The sequence below is a fragment of the Sphingomonas nostoxanthinifaciens genome (assembly GCF_019930585.1).
GTDB classification, from domain to species: Bacteria; Pseudomonadota; Alphaproteobacteria; order Sphingomonadales; family Sphingomonadaceae; genus Sphingomonas_I; species Sphingomonas_I nostoxanthinifaciens.
The window spans coordinates 3,937,551-3,952,903 of record NZ_CP082839.1 but is presented as its reverse complement, the minus strand read 5'-3'; the positions used below and the strand labels follow the sequence as shown (position 1 = coordinate 3,952,903).

The 15,353-nt window shown below is 69.0% G+C and carries 11 protein-coding genes; 2 read left to right on the top strand and 9 right to left on the bottom strand.

Annotation, left to right across the window (positions count from 1 at the left end; genetic code table 11):
* Nucleotides 1-23: 23 nt before the first annotated feature.
* Nucleotides 24-1,904 (top strand): glycoside hydrolase family 2 TIM barrel-domain containing protein, encoded by a 1,881-nt coding sequence (locus tag K8P63_RS18765; protein WP_223797500.1) that lies wholly within the window; start codon nucleotides 24-26, stop codon nucleotides 1,902-1,904.
* Between the two features lie 4 nt (nucleotides 1,905-1,908).
* Here the strand turns inward: K8P63_RS18765 and K8P63_RS18760 are convergent, their stop codons facing one another.
* The 9 genes from K8P63_RS18760 to K8P63_RS18720 form a co-directional block, all read right to left on the bottom strand.
* Nucleotides 1,909-2,367 (bottom strand): PGDYG domain-containing protein, encoded by a 459-nt coding sequence (locus tag K8P63_RS18760; RefSeq protein WP_223797499.1) that lies wholly within the window; start codon nucleotides 2,365-2,367, stop codon nucleotides 1,909-1,911.
* A complete protein-coding gene (locus K8P63_RS18755; protein ID WP_223797498.1) occupies nucleotides 2,364-4,013 on the bottom strand; it encodes a hypothetical protein in 1,650 nt (549 codons plus the stop codon). Before K8P63_RS18755 ends, K8P63_RS18760 begins: the two co-directional genes overlap by 4 nt.
* Nucleotides 4,013-5,617, bottom strand: a complete 1,605-nt coding sequence (locus K8P63_RS18750) for a hypothetical protein (RefSeq protein WP_223797497.1) — start codon at nucleotides 5,615-5,617, stop codon at nucleotides 4,013-4,015. Before K8P63_RS18750 ends, K8P63_RS18755 begins: the two co-directional genes overlap by 1 nt.
* The gene (locus tag K8P63_RS18745; RefSeq protein WP_223797496.1) at nucleotides 5,614-7,686 is read right to left on the bottom strand and encodes an nSTAND1 domain-containing NTPase; all 2,073 of its coding nucleotides are present in this window, start codon (nucleotides 7,684-7,686) and stop codon (nucleotides 5,614-5,616) included. The genes K8P63_RS18750 and K8P63_RS18745 overlap by 4 nt, the downstream gene beginning before the upstream one ends.
* On the bottom strand, nucleotides 7,683-9,209 hold the full coding sequence (locus K8P63_RS18740) for a hypothetical protein (protein WP_223797495.1): 1,527 nt from the start codon (nucleotides 9,207-9,209) through the stop codon (nucleotides 7,683-7,685). Before K8P63_RS18740 ends, K8P63_RS18745 begins: the two co-directional genes overlap by 4 nt.
* A complete protein-coding gene (locus K8P63_RS18735; RefSeq protein WP_223797494.1) occupies nucleotides 9,209-9,619 on the bottom strand; it encodes a toll/interleukin-1 receptor domain-containing protein in 411 nt (136 codons plus the stop codon). Before K8P63_RS18735 ends, K8P63_RS18740 begins: the two co-directional genes overlap by 1 nt.
* A 245-nt stretch (nucleotides 9,620-9,864) precedes the next feature.
* Nucleotides 9,865-10,398 carry a homogentisate 1,2-dioxygenase gene (locus tag K8P63_RS18730; RefSeq protein ID WP_223797493.1) on the bottom strand — a complete coding sequence of 178 codons (534 nt, stop codon included), beginning with the start codon at nucleotides 10,396-10,398 and terminating at the stop codon, nucleotides 9,865-9,867.
* 64 nt (nucleotides 10,399-10,462) lie between these two features.
* A complete protein-coding gene (locus K8P63_RS18725; protein WP_223797492.1) occupies nucleotides 10,463-11,239 on the bottom strand; it encodes an exodeoxyribonuclease III in 777 nt (258 codons plus the stop codon).
* Between the two features lie 186 nt (nucleotides 11,240-11,425).
* Entirely contained in the window at nucleotides 11,426-13,477 is a 2,052-nt protein-coding gene (locus K8P63_RS18720; protein ID WP_223797491.1) for a S9 family peptidase, read from the bottom strand.
* Between the two features lie 76 nt (nucleotides 13,478-13,553).
* On the opposite strand from K8P63_RS18720, the gene K8P63_RS18715 reads away from it, so the two are divergent.
* Nucleotides 13,554-15,347 (top strand): aminopeptidase P family protein, encoded by a 1,794-nt coding sequence (locus K8P63_RS18715; RefSeq protein WP_223799885.1) that lies wholly within the window; start codon nucleotides 13,554-13,556, stop codon nucleotides 15,345-15,347.
* Nucleotides 15,348-15,353 lie beyond the last annotated feature (6 nt).

Here is a 15,353-nt window from a genome sequence, read left to right as displayed (position 1 = left end):
AACGTCGGAGGAGCAGGATGGGAATGGCGCACGCAATGGCGGTTGCGATGGCGTTGCTGGTGGCGGCACCGGCCGCCGCGCAGGGCCCGGCCGGATCGCCGACGCCCACGAGCCCGACGCTCGTCGCGGCGGACCTCCGTCCCGGCACCGACCTGACCGGCCTTTGGCATTATTCGGTCGATCCCTACCGGTCGGGTCTGGCCGGCTTCCACGGCGAGCCGCCCAACGTTACCGAGCGGCGCTGGGCCGAGGTGGAGGTCGCGGCGGCGATGCGGCGTGGCGACGGCGCGCTGTTCGAGTTCGACATGGATGCCGCCCCGGTCGCGACCTTGCCGGCGAGCTGGCTGACCCACGCGCCCGAGATGCGCTATTATCAGGGGCTGGTCTGGTATCAGCGCCACTTCGATCTCAAGCGCACGGCGGGCGCGCGCCAGTTCCTGCGCTTCGGCGCCGCCAATTACGCGGCGCGCGTCTATCTCAACGGCCAGTTCGTCGGCGCGCATGAGGGCGGCTTCACCCCGTTCGCGTTCGAGGTGAGCAAGCTGGCGCGCGACGGCGACAACCAGATCACCGTCGCGGTGGATTCGCAGGCGACCGAGGCGAGCGTTCCGCCGCCGGTGACCGATTGGGAGAATTATGGCGGCATCACCCGCGACATCCGCCTGATCGAGACGCCGCAGACCTATGTCGACGATGCCTGGGTGCGGCTCGGTTCGGACGGGCGGATCGTCGTCGACGCGCGGCTGGACGGCACCGCAGCCGCCGGCGCGGCCGTCACCCTCACCGTTCCGGGTATCGGCGTGTCGCTCGCCGGACGCACCGATGCGGAGGGGCGCTGGCATGCGGTGCTCGCGGCGCCGCGCCGGCTGGTGCGCTGGTCGCCGGAACGGCCGCAGCTTTACGACCTGACGATCGCCGTCGGCGACGATCGCTGGCACGACCGCATCGGCTTCCGCACGATCGAGCGGCGCGGCAGCCAGATCCTGCTCAACGGCCGCCCGGTTTTCCTGCGCGGCATCAGCCTGCACGAGGAGGAGTTCGGCGTGGCGCCCGCGCGCGCGATCACCCCGGCGGCGGCCCGCGCGCTGCTGACCGAGGCGAAGGAAGGGCTGCACGCCAATTACGTCCGTCTCGCCCATTATCCGCACGGCGAGGCCACGCTGCGGCTGGCCGACGAACTGGGCCTGATGGTGTGGAGCGAGGTGCCGGTCTACTGGCGGATTGCGTGGGACAATCCGGCGACGCTCGCCACCGCGCGGCGGATGCTGGCCGAGAATATCGCGCGTGATCGCAACCGCGCCGCGATCATCATCTGGAGCATCGCCAACGAGACGCCCAATTCGCCCGCGCGCAACGTCTTTCTCGCGACGCTCGCCGACGATGCGCGGCGGCTCGACGGCACGCGGCTGGTCGGTGCGGCATTGCTGACCGAGCGCGGCGAGGCGGGCGGCCATCCGTTGATGACGATGAACGATCCGCTCGCCGATCATTTGGACGTGATGGGGATCAACACCTACAATGGCTGGTACACCGCCGACCGGCTGGCCGACGTGCCCGACATTGCGTGGCGCCTGCCCGCCGACAAGCCTCTGATCTTCTCCGAGCTCGGTGCCGACGCCAAAGCGGGCTTTCACGATCTGCGCGCCGGCCCGCAGAAATCGTCGGAGGAATTCCAGCGCGATTATTACCGCGCGACGCTGGCGATGGCGGCGAAGATCCCGACGCTGCGCGGCATGTCGCCGTGGATCCTCAAGGATTTCCGCTCGCCGCGCCGCCAGAACCAGTTCGAGCAGGGCTGGAACCGCAAGGGGCTGGAATCGGAGACCGGCCAGCACAAGCTGGCGTTCGACGTGCTGGCCGATTTCTATGGCAGGCGCGCGGCCGAGGATGCGGGCGCGCGCTGAGCGCTCAATCCGCGGCGGGCGGCAAGGGTGTGGCTGGCCCGACGACATCGTAGCTCTGCGCGAAGATGTCGTCGCGCACGATCGCATGGCTGCCGTCGCGATAATCGATCAGCCAGTCGCCCGGCTGGCCTTCCAACACGCCGCTGCCGCCGGTCAAAGCGAGCCGGATCGCGGTGGCCAGCTTCAGCGCCAGCACGTCGGTGGCGCGCTTGGTATAGTGGCCGTCACCGCCAGCCTCGGTCGGTGGCACCCGCCGATAGCGCGCCAGGAAGCGGTCGCGGCGCACCGGCCATTGCTCGCCCTGCTCGCCGGTGACGATGGCATCGCCCGGTGCGTAACGGACCGGCCCCTCCAGCGTATCGCAAATGCCGCCGACGTCGGCGAACCAGACCGCGCGCGCGATCGGCCGCATGCGGGCGATCACGGCGTGCGGCGCGCCGGTCAGGTCGGGCGTGTCGGTCATGGCAGGCTCACCGGCTCGACCAGCATGGTCGCGTGCCACGCATCGGCCTCGCTGCCCATCGCGTCGGCGGCGCCGACCACCAGCTCGCGCAGCGCCGACCACGCCCCGCTGCCCGCCGCGATGATCGCGTCGAGCTTCTGCACGACATCGTCCAGCTTGACCGCATAAGCACGGCTCAGGTCGTTGCGGCGCGCGATCTCCAGCCGCCCCGCCGCGCCGTGCAGCGCCGCCGCCAGCGCCGGCCCGCCAGCAGTCAGCAGCAGCAAAGCGGGCAGATGCACGCCGAACAGGTGCGCAGCCACCGCCAACAGCACCGCCGCGAAGATCAGCACGTTGATCCGGCGGATCGCGCGTTCGACCGCGTGCAGCCGGTCATGATTCTTGCGGTGATAATCGCGCTGGTCGGCGACGATGCAGCGCAGCCAGTCGGCCGCGCCGACGATCGTCATGCCCCGTCGCAGCGCGCTCGGCCCTTCCTCGCGGATCACGCGCTTCACCTCCGCCAGCGCCACTGCCGCCTCGTCGGGACGGTGCGCGGCATCGTCATGGCGGGGTTCCGCCCGAACGGAGCGGTCGGGGCTCAGCAGGATGCGCGGCACCACCAGCAGCGGCAGGCACATGCGCGCGATCCGCAATTGCTCGGCGCCGATCCGGCATGCCGTCCAGCGATATTGCAGGCGCGATCGGATCATCGCCGCGAACAGGCCGCCGATGAGCAGCAACGTGACGAACTCCGCGACCGGCCACTGCCAATCCTCCTCGCCGCGCAAATAGCCGGCTGCGGCGGCGAACACCGCAAAGAAGGCGAGCAGATGGATCATCCACACCAGATCGCGATATTGGCGCGCCCCCGCCAGCGCGGCCCGATCGAGCCACGCGAAACTGAGCGCGACCGGTCCGTCGTGCAGCACGGGGTGCGACGGGCACTTGTCCGGCCAGTCGCCGGGCGCGAAATATTCCGCGGTCGACCAGGGTCGGCACGGCCGCAGCGCATCGACGAGTTTCCTGAGGTGGCTCGACGGCGGCGACGCGTGACGGCCCCGCTCGGCCGCCAGCTTGCCGACGAACGCTGCCGCCTCGGTGATGACGGTATCCACCCGGCCGGCCGAGCGGCGCACGAAGCCGCGCATGCCACCGGCTTCGGCAGGATCGAGCGCCGCCAGCCTGCGCAACATTGCCACCGCCGCCGCATCGATCTGCAGCGCGACGGGGGCACCGATCGCGGCGAGCTCAACCAGCGGCTTGCCCAGCTGGCGCGCAATCTCGGCGAGCGCCCGGCCCGAGGCCTCGGCCGGCTGCAGAACCGCATCGCTCAGCATCAGCCCGAACGCCTCGATCTCGTCGCTCGACCCGCCTGCCAGGGGATCGATCGGGGCGCCGGCATTGTCCGCGAGGCTGAAGTGGATGATGCGCGCGCAGATATCGGGCACCGCGATATTGGCGGGGACAAGGCGCTCGATCGGAAGCGTGTCGAACGGCGGCTGCAGCAGGTGCTCCAGAATTTCGGCGCTGCGGACGCGCACGACGAAGCGATTGGCGGCTGCGCTGGCGATCCCTGCCAGCACGTCCGCGAAAGCTGCGGGGGAGAAGGCACCTTCATCGACATAGATCGTCGCGCGGCGCGCATCGCCGGCCCCGTGCGGCATCAACCGGCCCTGCGGATCGTCAGCGTCAGATCGGGTCGCTGGTTGGGGCCGGGCAACGGGTTTGCGCGCGCGCCGGGCTGCCACCCGCCAAGGCCCAGCCCTCGGCCGACAAAGATCGTCCGTCCGACCTTCTCGAGCTCGGTCAGGCCGTCGGGCGTGTCGGATCGCGCACTGCATTGCGACTTGCCGTAGACATCGACGCAGAGCCAGTAAGTGGTCCCGATCTGCTGGGTGAGCGTCTCCTGCGGCTTCGAGCTGTTATTGTCGTCGAGCTGCTTGTCCAACCCGGCAGGCCCGTGCTTGAGGACGATATCGCTATTGTCCGCCGCCGCCGCGTTGATCGTGAAGGTGGCGTTGTTGCCGCCGCTCACCTGCACCGAATTGCCATAGGCCAGCGGGATCGAGCGAACGTCGTTATCCTTGATCGTGCCGAGATCGAGCGCCAGTGACGGCGCGCGCGGTATGACCGGGACCGCGATCGGGGACGCCGGTGCCCACAGATTGTAACCGATCAACAGGATCGCCGCGCCGATCGGCAGCAGCAGCACGGCGCGCGGCAGCACGTTCTTGAAAGCGGCGGGATATTCGGGCGGGCGATCCTCCAGCCATAGATCGAGCCACGCGCTGGCGCCGCATGCGGGTGCGAGCGGGATCCACACGCACGCCGCCGGAGCGGCAAATCCCAGCAGGGCGAAGAAGGCGCATATCAACGTCGCGATCGCCACGGCGCCCACGACGCGCCCGAGCTGATCCTCGATCCGGCCGGGACGTGCCGGCGGGAAGGGCGGCCAGCGCAGCGCACGCGACAGCGCCCCCGCGGCGAAACCGCCGATCAGCCCCAGCGCGGCGCTCCACGGCCCGACCTTCAGCGTGGGCGTCCACAACCACGCGATAAGGCAGGTGGCGGCCAGCGTGAACAGCGCGATCGTCGCGCCACCGATCAGTGTGTCGCGCAGGTAGCGTGCCTGCGGCAGCGGCGGGTGACCCAGAATGCCGAGCCGCGACGCCGGTCCGGCGATCAAGGCGAAGACCGGCGTGATCACGAAGAGCAGCATCGCCAGCAGCAAGCCGGCCTTGTCGCTGCCGAGGACCATGCCGACGGCGACCACCATCGGGATGGCCAGCAGCAGGTAACGCCATATGCAGCGCAGGATCAGCCCGATCACGCCGATGCCGTAGGCCCGCCATTGCCACGAGCTGAGCCTGCCGCTCACCCCGTGGCCGACCAGATGGCTGGCATGCGCCTCCATCAGCGCCGCGAACACGGTCGAGTGATGCTTCACGTCGCGCTGCCGCAGCCGCGCCAATGTCTCTTCGGCGACCGCCTGCCGCCGATCCTCGGGGATCTGGCGGAGCGCATCGAGGATGCTCGCCTGGAGCGTCTCGCGCCAGCGCGTGTCGGCGGATGGCATGTCTTCGGAGACGAGCAGTTCGATCAGCCGTTCCTGCGCGGCCGCGCCCGTGCCCGCGTCGCGCGCGGTCGTCAGCGCTGCGAGGGCATGCACGGCATTCCCCCGCAATCGCGGATCCGAAGACTGAACCAGTCGGTCGATCAGCCCGAACACCCGGCCATAGCCGTCCGGCTCCGCTGCGAGATCGGTCATCGGCGCGCACCCCCCAGCTCGATCGCGATGGCGCGGCGCACCCGTCGACCGGCCTGATCGCTGACGTCGGCAAGCGCGCTGCGCGTCGCCAGCCAGCGCCAGTCGAAGTCCTCGACCGTCCCGGCAATGTCGAGCGCGCGATCCAGCGCCTCGCCTTCGCGCAGGATCGGCCGCTCCATGTCGTCTGCGCGCGCGTGCGCCAGTTCCTTCGCCAATGCGCGCACCGACGCGTGCCAGCGTTCGCTCGGCACGCCGCGCGGCTGCCCCGCCAGGAGCGTGTTGGCGAGCAGCACCTTGAGCGCGAGCGCATCGAGCTGCAGCCGCCCCAGATAGCGCAGCAGGGCCTCGCGATAATCCTGGCTGAGCGGGTTGGCCTGGAGCGGATCGACGTCGTCCTCGCGCACTAGGTACAGCTGGTCGACCGCGTGCGGCAGGATCGCGCGGACCGGATTCTGGCGCTGGAGCTGCGCGCGCTGGCGGCGCACCGGCGCGATCAGGCGCTCATGGACGATCTCGACATAGCGGCCGCCGCGGCGCGATTCGCGGCGGATCAGGCGCAGATTCTGATCCAGCCGCGCAAGCAGCGCCTTGGCCTCCTCCTGGCGGAGCGGGAGCTGGTCGATCAGATCCTCTTCGAGGATGATGTTGCGATAGCCGCCGCTGGTCGTCAGCCGATCGAGCAGCTCCACCGCATCGAACCGCGCATCGTCGTCCGGCAGCCGCTCGAGCACGCTGGCGAGAAACTCCTCGAACACGTTCTCGAGCTTGGGAACGAGCGTGGTGAAATCGTCCCAGACGAAGCTGCGTTCGCCATCGAGCAGCGACTGGAACACCGGCATGTCGCGCAGGCGGCTCCAGACGTGGGCGCCGAGCAGACTGACGACCATCGCCGGGAAATGGCGCGAGGCGGCCGCGCTTTCGCCGCTCTCGTCATCGTCCTCGCGCATCTGGTCGAGCATCCGATCGAGCGTGTCGCGACCGTCTTCGAGCGCGGGATCGAACCGGATGCCGAGCTTTTCCAGCGGCGAGGCGAGCGCCTCCCGCGCCTGCTGCTGGGTGAGCGCGCCGAGGAAGAAGGTCATCTGCTCGGCGGTGCCGAACGGCTCCAGGCGCGGCAGGATATCGGCGAAGAATTCCTTGCGGAGCGACACCATGATCTGCACCGGCTTGTAGCCTGGCCGCTGGTCGGATGACGCGTCGGCATCGAGCAACTCGCTCACTTCGGCGAGAAAATGATCGAGCCAGCTCGGCGGCAGGCGGGTGAACACCTCCTCGAACTGATCGACGATCAGCAGCAGGCCGGCGAGGCCGGGGCGGAGCGGAAACCACGATTGCTCCAGCCGCTGCACCACCTCGATCAGCGATCCGGCGCTGGTCAGCAATCCGCACCAGTCGGCCCAGGCGGCCGCCATCGACGCGGCTTCCAGCCGGTCGCGCAGCGCGCCGAGCGGCATGTGCGGCGACAGCCCCAGAAACGGGCCGCGCTTCGACAATGCCTCATAATGTTCGAGCGCTTCCTCCAGCGTCATCGTGCCACGCAGCACGCGGCAGAAGATGGGCAGCGCGGACGCGGCCGGCGGCGCGAAGAAGCGGAAGCGGACGCGATCGTGGAATTCGAGCGCGTCATACCATGCGACGACGTCGGCGAGGCTCGTCTCGTCACCGCCGGGCACCTCGGCCGCCAGTCGCTGGATCGCCGCCGTCTCGATCTCGGGCTTGGGCAGCAGATGCTCGACCATCGCTTGCTGCATCAATTGCAGCGGATCGTCGCCGGGCCGCGCCAGCACGGTCAGCCACCCCTGCCGCTCCAGCAGCGGCACGACGCGCGCCTGGATCAGCGAGGTCTTGCCGATGCCGGACGGCGCGGTGAGGATCGAGAGGCGCTGATCCTGCATGAAGCGGGCGAGCGCGACGCCCTGCGCGTCGCGGCCGAAGAACAGGTCGACGTCGGCGCCGCCGAAGCTGTGCGCCGCCATGTACGGGCTGCGCTCGCTGATCCCGATACTCTCATGCACCGCACGTCCGTGCACGTCGGATGACGCCCGCTCCGCGATGGAAGACTGGCTCACGCCGCCTCCGCGTCCCGCAATGCGACCGACAGCGCCCTGATGAAGGACAGCGGGCTTTCGCGGACCAGGTCGATGCGGTTGAAGCCGCTGCCCGGCACGCGCGCCAGCTGCTCGACATGGTGCGCTTCGGCGCGGCGCAGCAAATCGGGGCTCTGCGTCACGGTCGGCACCAGCGCGAGGCGCGGGCGGCGCGATCCGCGATCGAGCTGCGGGCGCAGCAGGATTGCGTGGGCGCTCTGGAGCGGCGGCGTCGCCAGCCCCCCGCCGAGCGCGATATAGGGCCCGGACGCCACCGCGCTCACCAGCGGCTCGAAATTGGCGACGAAGGCGCAGAGCGTCAGATAGGTTTGAGCAAGGTGGCTTGGAACGCTGTCGTCGAGGTCGCGCGACCCCGCCAGCTTGATGAGGCGGATCGCCTCGCACCGTTCGCCGGCTTCCAGCGGGCGGCTCTCCGGCAGGAAATAGGAGTCCGAACTGCTGCGCGCGGCGGCGGCGTTGCCCTGATCGGGGACGTAGAGCTCGCGCTTCAGCCGTGCTCGTCCGTCCGCGCCGAGCTGGAGCGCGGCGCGCTCGAACGACAGGTTGCGCGCGATCAGCGCCCGCTCCGCGCGCAGGCCGGGACAGAAGCTGATGAGCGTCAGCGCCGGCAGCGCGGTATCGGCCGGCGCGCCGTGGCGGAAATCGCGCAGCGCCTCGGCCAGCTCCGCCAGCGCCGCATGGAAGGTCGTGGGCGGCCCCGTCTCGTCGCCGGGGGCGGTGCGGATCACCTCCTCCATCGCGCGGTTGATGGTTTCGACGATGCCCTGGTCGCCCGACAGCAGGCACAATGTCGCGAGATGATCCTGCCAGATCACCGGAGAGACGTTGGAAGGCTCGGCGCCGAGCTGCGCCTTCAGCAGATCGTCGCTGATCAGCCCGCGCAATCGCGCCCGGACGTTGCTGGGGCAGCTGCCGTCGTCGCCGTCCTCGACCGGCGCATAGGGGCCGACCAATAAGGTGACCGGGCGGCCGACCGCGATCTGGGCGGCGATGTCGGCAAATGGCCGGCGCATCTCGGCGGCCAGCGTCTCGACCGCCTTTTCGACCGCCAGCTTGCTCGACCAGACGGCGTCGAGCTTGAGCATGCGCATGACCGAACCCGCGATCTGCATGTAATCGGGCGTGGGGCCGGCATTGATCGATGGCCAGTCGAGCAGGGAGTTCGGCATCGGCGTTGGGTTCGGAAGGTCGATGCGAATCCGGCCGAACGCCGTCTTGCCCTCCTGCCACTGGCGCCGTGAAAGCGCCGGCGCGCAGATGTTCTCGAACGACTGATCCGTGCCCTTGCTGCCGATCGTGACCAATACCGCCCACGCGGTGTTGATCGCCCCCTCGAGCTGCTGGAGCAGGCTGCCGGACGCCGAAATATTGTCCGTCGTCCAGAGATTGTAGACGTTCCGGTCGAGCTGGCTCAGCAATTGCGCGCCGATACGGGCGGCATGTTCCTGATCCTCCGGGTGGAAAAGAAAGACGATCGTCTTCATCACGCGACCACGCCCGGCACGGCGAGGCGCCTGATGGACGCGGCCAGCGTGGCCGGCGCCTGAACAGGATCGAAGTCGATCTGCGGAAATTCGGCCAGCTCGGGCGGGATCTGCGCGGTCGCGCTCATCGCGACCACGATGATGGCGAATGTGCCCGCGCTCGTGCGATGCCTCCACAGCGAGGAGCCGAGTTCGATGTTGCGCTGGAACTTGCCCAGCCCCTTGTCGCCGATGAAGAAGACGACCGCATCCGCCTGCGCGATCTGCGCGCCGATCTGATCGTACAGGTCACCAAAAGCATCGATCTGCTCGCCAGCGAACCAAGGTATGACACCCGGCCCGCGGAGTTGCCGCCAGACATGCCGGACGGGATCCTTGTCCAGCTCGTTGTACAGCAGCACAATCCGCATGATCTTGCCCCCAGCCGCATCGTGCGCGGCGCCTCTCCGGTCATTATCTTGTCAAATGTCAGCGAGTTTCCGGCGCATTCCCTGTCGTTGCGCTGCCCGGCAGCGACGGCCGATAATCCTGCGATAATCAAACGAGAGAGGACGGCGCGACCGCCCCCGCGTCGCCGATTAACCAAGCCTTACTTATCCATCTTACCGGGAATAGTGCAAGAGCAGCGCCTTGTGGTGCCGTCCTTTATTGCAGGTCAGGAAAGCGGCGCGATCAGCAGGGGCAGGATCGGCCCGTCATTGCCCGCAATCTGGACCATATAATGCCCGGGCTTCAGCGCGAAATCGACCGTCTGGCGGATGCCGGCGCAGGCGAGGCCGTGTCCGTAGGCGGTCGGGGCCACCGGCGCGCCGCTGGAGTCGATCATGTCGATCGATGCGGCCGAGCCGATCGCGACGCGCACCGTTCCGGCATGATCGGTCGCGAAAGCGAGCATCCCGCCATAGCCGGACGGCGCGCCGGCATGCGCGGGCGGATGCGCGTAGCTGACCTGCGAGGTGAGGACGAGTTGCAGGTCGACCGCGATCCCCGGCGCGAGCCAGCCGGAGTCGAGCGACTCCCGATCGATCGCCGCGACCAGCGGCTTGCGCGACGACCAGCCCGAGAGAGCGGCAGGGAGCGGCGTGGTGCCTGCCGGACAGGCCGGTGCCTTGCCGGATGCTTCGGCCGCCTGCGCCGGCGCGCGCCCGGCAGCGAGAAAAGCGGCGGCAAGGACGAGCAACATGCGCATGGGCGTCTCCCGACATGCGTATACCAGTGCACGCCCGGCAGATCATCGCCCTTGATAAAGGGGGCTAACCCAGGGTGATCCAGGTCGGTGCGTGATCGCTCGCTTTTTCGCGGCCGCGATAATCCTTGTCCACGCCGGCGTCGGTCAGGCGGTCGGCGGCGGCGGGGCTGAGCATCAGATGGTCGATGCGGAAGCCCGCGTCGCGTGCCCACGCATTCATCGTATAGTCCCAGAAGGTGTAGACCGGCCCGGTCGGATGGATCGCGCGGATCGCGTCGGTCCAGCCGGCATGGCCGAGCCGCGCGAAGCAGGCACGCGATTCGGGCTGGCTCAGCGCGTCGCCCGCCATGCGCTTGGCCGACCAGACATCGTCGGGATGGTCGGTCGGGATCACGTTCCAGTCGCCCGCCAGCACCACCGGCGCCTCGGTCGCGAACAGGGTCTGCGCATGCGCCAGCAGCGCCTCGAACCAGGCGATCTTATAGTCGAACTTGGGGCCGGGCACCGGATTGCCGTTCGGCAGATAGAGACCCCCGACGATGATGCCGCCGACCGCCGCCTCGATATAGCGGCTGTGCGCGGGATCGGGATCGTTCGGCAACCCGCGCCGCGTTTCGTGCAGGTCCATGCCCCGCGCGAGGATGGCGACGCCGTTCCAGCTCTTCTGCCCGTGCCAGATCGCATTGTACCCGGCAGCGGCCAGCTCGGCCTCGGGAAAGCGTTCGTCGGGCGCCTTGAGCTCCTGCAGGCACACCACGTCGGGCTGGCGCTCCTCCAGCCATTCGAGCAGCCGCGGCAGGCGCGCGCCGATGCCGTTGATATTGTAGGTCGCGATCTTCATGCGGCACCCTTAGCGCGAAGTCGTCGCGGCATCATCCCGCGCCGTCAATTCTGTTTCCCGCCCATCGCTTACGCCGTCACCCCAGCGAAGGCTGGGGTCTCCGTGGGGCGGGCGCACCGAGGCCGAGGGAGATGCCAGCCTGCGCTGGCATAACGGGTGGGCAAGACGGACGAACGGTAACGGGTCTCACGCCACCTGCGTCAGCACGAAGGCGAACGCCTCGGCGCGTTCGTGCAGCGCCTCGAAACGGCCGGATTTGCCGCCATGGCCCGCGCCCATGTTGATCTTCAGCAGCAGCATATTGGTGTCGGTCTTGGTCGCGCGCAGGCGCGCCGCCCATTTCGCCGGCTCCCAATAGGTCACGCGCGGATCGTTGAGGCCGCCGGTGATGAGCATCGGCGGATAGGCCTTCGCCGCGACATTGTCGTAGGGGCTATATCCGCGGATCAGTTCGAACGCCGCCGGATCGGTGATCGGATTGCCCCATTCGGGCCACTCGCCGGGCGTGAGCGGCAGGCTCGCGTCGAGCATCGTGTTGAGTACGTCGACGAACGGCACGTCCGCCACCACCGCGCCCCATAATTCGGGATCGGTGTTGGCGACCACGCCCATCAGCTCGCCGCCGGCCGAGCCGCCGTTGATCGCGATGCGGCCCGGCGCGGTGAAACCGGCGGCGATCAGCCCGCGCGCGGCGTCGCTGAAATCACGGAAGGTGTTCCAGCGTTGCTCGGCCTTGCCCTGCAGATACCAATCATAGCCCAGATCATCGCCGCCGCGGATATGCGCGATCGCATAGGCCCAGCCGCGATCGAGCAGCGACAGCCGCCCGGTCGAGAAGCTCGGCGGGATCGCATGGCCATAGGCGCCATAGGCATAGAGGAAGACCTTGCCCGTGCCGTCCTTGGGGAAGCCGACCGGATAGACGATCGATACCGGCACCTGCGCGCCGTCGCGCGCCGGCACGGTCAGCCGCTCGGTCGCGTAGCGCGTGGGATCGTAGCCCGACGGCACTTCCTGCACCTTGAGCGGGGTGAGCGCGAGGCTGGCGGGATCGCAATCATAGACGGTCAGCGGCGTCACCATCGACGAATAGGTCAGGCGATAGGATGCCGGGTCGAATTCGGGGTTGTTCGACGGCCCGGCGCTGTAGCTCGCCTCGGGAAAGGCGACGGACCGGCTTTCGCCCGACCAGTCGCGCAGCGTCACCTGATCGAGCCCGTCGATCCGCTCGGCGATCATCAAATGCTGGCGGAAGGCGGCGATGCCGGTGAGGTAGGCATGGTCGGAGCCCGCGACCACTTCATCCCATACCGCCGGGGTGGACGGATCGGCGCGGACGATGCGGAAATTGACGTGGGTGTCGTTGGTCAGGATCCACAGCGATCCGTGCGCGCTGTCGACGGCATATTGCCGCTTCACCTGGCGCGGGCTGACGACGCGCGGCGGCGTGGCGGGATCGCGCGAGGGGATCAGGCGGACCTCGGTCGTCTGGTTGTCGCCGGTCGCGACCAGCAGCCATTCGCGGTCGCGCGTCGCGCCCACCGCGACGCGAAAGCCCTCGTCCGCTTCCTCATAGACGATCGCATCCTCGGCCGGATCGGTGCCGATGCGGTGCAGGCGCGCGCGATAGCTGCGCCAATTGTCGTTGACCTCGGTGTAGAGCAACGCATCCGAGCCGGCGCTCCACGCCACGCCGCCATTGGTGACGATGCTGACCGTCTCGATGTCGAGACCCGTGGCGAGATCGCGGATGCGCAGCGTGAAGCGCTCGGCGCCATTATCGTCGACGCCCCATGCGAGCAGCCGCCCGTCGGGGCTGACCGATGCGGTGCCGACGCGGAAATAGTCCTTGCCCTCGGCCTCCGTCGGCTCGTCGAGCATCAGCTGGTCGGGGCCGCCGGCGACCGGGCGGCGCCAGCGGCGCGGATATTGCGCGCCGGCCTCATAGGCCCACCAATAGAGCCACTCGCCGTCCTTCTGCGGCACGGAGGAATCATCCTCCTTCATCCGCCCCTTCATCTCGGCGAAGATCGTGTCGATCAGATCGCGCTGCGGTGCCATCGCGGCATCGAAGAAGGCGTTCTCTGCCTTCAGATAATCGAGGATGTCGGTGTCGGTCACCTCGGGATAGCCCGCATCCTTGAGCCACGCCCACGGATCGTCGACCGTGATGCCGTGCGTGGTGAAGCTATGCGGACGGGTGGCGGCGACAGGCGGCGGCGGGAGGGTATCGGTCATGCGCGCCCATGTGGAAGCGGGGCTGCCGCCGCGCAACGGCTTTCGGCGACGGGAGCGAGCCTCTATCGTCGGCGGCATGACAGCCCCCACCGATCGCCTCGCCGCGCTTCGCGCCGAACTTTCCCGCCGTTCGCTCGACGGCTTCGTCGTGCCGCTGACCGACGAGCATATGAGCGAATATGTCGGCGCCTACGCCCAGCGGCTCGCATGGCTGACGGGGTTCGAGGGGTCGGCGGGCACGGCGGCGGTGCTGGCGGACGCGGCGGCGATCTTCGTCGACGGCCGCTACACGCTGCAGGTGCGCGCGCAGGTCTCCGCCGACGACTGGAGCTATCAGTCGGTGCCGCAGACCAATGTGGCGTCGTGGCTGGCCGAGCATGTCGGCGACGGCGCGCGCATCGGCTACGATCCGTGGCTGCACACCAAGACTTGGGTCGAGACGGCCGCGCGGCGGCTGGCCGAGCGCGGCGTGACATTGGTCGCGGTCGCGACCAATCCGGTCGATGCCGTGTGGGCCGATCGGCCGCAGCCATCGGCGGCGGTGCTGGAGGTGCAGCCCGACGATCTCGCCGGGCGCAATTCCGCCGAGAAGAGGCAGGCGATCGCCGACTGGCTGGCCGAGCGCAAGGCCGACGCAGCGGTACTGTCCGCGCTCGATTCGATCGCGTGGACGTTCAACGTGCGCGGCACCGATGTCGCGCGCACGCCGGTCGCTTTGGGCTTCGCGGTAGCGAATGCCGACGGCACCGCCGATCTGTTCGTCGCGCCCGAGAAGATCACCGACGCGGTGCGCCAGCATCTCGGCAACGCCGTGCGGGTCCAGCCTTATGCCGCCTTCGCCGGCCATCTGGCGACGCTGGCGGGCAAGCGCGTCGTCGCCGATCCCGAGCGCGCGGTGGCGGCGATCTTCGGTGCACTGGAGGAAGCGGGCGCGACCGTGCTGGCGCTGCGCGACCCGACCGTGCTGCCGCGCGCGATCAAGAATGCGGCCGAGCTCGCCGGCCATCGCGCCGCGCAGGCGCGCGACGGCGCGGCGATCGCACGCTTCCTCCACTGGCTGTCGGTCGAGGCGCCGAAGGGTGGGGTCGACGAGCTTATCGCGCAGGACCGGCTTCGCGCCTTCCGCGCCGAGGGGGGCCTGCTACGCGATCTGTCGTTCGATACCATTTCGGGCGCCGGCCCCAACGGCGCGATCGTGCATTACCGCGCGAGCGCCGAGACCAACCGGCCGCTGGAGCAGGACAGCCTGTATCTGGTCGATTCGGGCGGCCAGTATCGCGACGGCACCACCGACATCACCCGCACGGTGGCGATCGGCACGCCCTCGGCCGAGATGCGCGACCGCTTCACCCGCGTGCTGAAGGGCCACATCGCGCTTGCCCGCGCGGTGTTTCCGGAGGGGACGCGCGGCACCCAGCTTGACACGCTCGCGCGCCAGCATCTGTGGGCGGCGGGCGTCGATTATGCGCATGGCACCGGCCACGGCGTGGGCAGCTATCTGAGCGTGCATGAAGGGCCGCAGCGCATCTCGCCCGCCGGCAGCGCGCAATCGGGCGGCGACGAGCCGCTGCGCGCAGGCATGATCCTGTCGAACGAACCCGGCTACTACAAGACCGGCGCCTACGGCATCCGCATCGAGAACCTCGTGCTGGTCGAGGAGCGCCGGATCGAGGGCGCCGAGAAAGCCTGCCTCGGCTTCGAGACGCTCACCTTCGCGCCGATCGATCGCGCGCTGATCGAGCCGGCATTGCTCAGCCGGGAAGAACGCGACTGGCTCGATGCCTATCATGCCGCGGTGCGGGCGACGATCGCGCCCCAGCTCGACGGCGCGGTGGCCGAATGGCTGGATGTGGCGACCGCGCCACTGTGATCGGTG